The organism is Pseudomonas sp. PA-4-8C (assembly GCF_021606625.1).
Taxonomy (GTDB): domain Bacteria; phylum Pseudomonadota; class Gammaproteobacteria; order Pseudomonadales; family Pseudomonadaceae; genus Aquipseudomonas; species Aquipseudomonas lactis.
Genome location: NZ_WKCD01000561.1, coordinates 1 through 994, shown reverse-complemented (window position 1 = coordinate 994; position 994 = coordinate 1). Strand labels below are relative to the sequence as shown.

Sequence of the window (994 nt, the reverse complement as noted above, 5' to 3'; positions counted from 1 at the left end):
ATACTGCACCGCCTGAGCTAGTGCCGTAACATTGTATTTGCGATTTTGTAAAAATTTTGACATTTCACGTAACCGGCATGGAGCCGGATCAGGAGTGGTTCGTGGCAAAAAAGTTAGAGTTTTGGGGCATCCTTTGTACAGTCGTCTATCTACTTGTGATAGCGGCGACTGTTGCATTTAAATTCGATAGTTTTGTAAAGCTTGAGTTAAATGCTTTAGGTGACTTTCTTGCCGGAGCATTCGGGCCAATCGCATTTCTTTGGTTGGTCCTGGGCTTTTTGCAACAAGGAAGAGAATTGAAGTTAAGTACCGATGCGTTACAGCTCCAAGCTCAAGAGTTGAAAAACTCAGTGGAGCAGCAGTCGATAATGGCATCAGCGGCGATCAAGCAAATTGAAGCAGCGCAGCGGGCATTCACAATTCAGCAGGCCGAAGCGGAACGTGCAATATCGGCTGACTTCGGCGCTACCATCGGATATAAGACTGGCGGTCGTAGGCCGAACACAGCTATTAACAAATTCTACCTCGAAAATTCGGGCAATTCCGCTGATCAGGTAATAGTAACTTTCGATCCTCCTTTCGATCAATTGTCAAAAGTAGAGATAGGTATGATTAAGTCTGGAGGGAAATGGGAAAGCGAGCTTATTTTTGATACTTCTCGCGCAGGTTCCATCGGGGAACTGCTTATTGAATATGAGGGGGTCGACGGGAAGAGCAGGTGCGAATACTTCACTTATCTGATATCTGAAGAACATTGGGTTATTTTCAAAAAGCGCAGAGCGGCCTAGTTTGGTTCAGTTTGATACGCCCTCACGAGCGAACGACTCAAGCTGTCGCGACTGTTTTTCGCTAACCTCAAAAACAGGTCGCGACATGTTGACGAAGCGCGCCGATTCATCGGTTGGTGCTGCTGCTAAGTTGATCAGGAAAGTAGATACCGTGTCCTGCCATTCCTCAAAGTCGTGCCGCTGGCCCAACACTTGAAGCGCATGAT

Annotated in this window: 1 protein-coding gene and 1 pseudogene; one reads left to right on the top strand and one right to left on the bottom strand. The window is 46.9% G+C overall.

Features of this window, described 5'->3' with window-relative positions:
* The first annotated feature begins 101 nt into the window (after positions 1-101).
* Positions 102-788, top strand: coding sequence for a hypothetical protein (locus tag GIW04_RS30965; protein WP_147412300.1), 687 nt, complete (start codon positions 102-104; stop codon positions 786-788).
* Between the two features lie 6 nt (positions 789-794).
* Here GIW04_RS30965 and GIW04_RS30960 read toward each other — a convergent pair.
* Positions 795-994 (bottom strand): annotated as a pseudogene (locus tag GIW04_RS30960) (hypothetical protein); the annotation flags it as partial.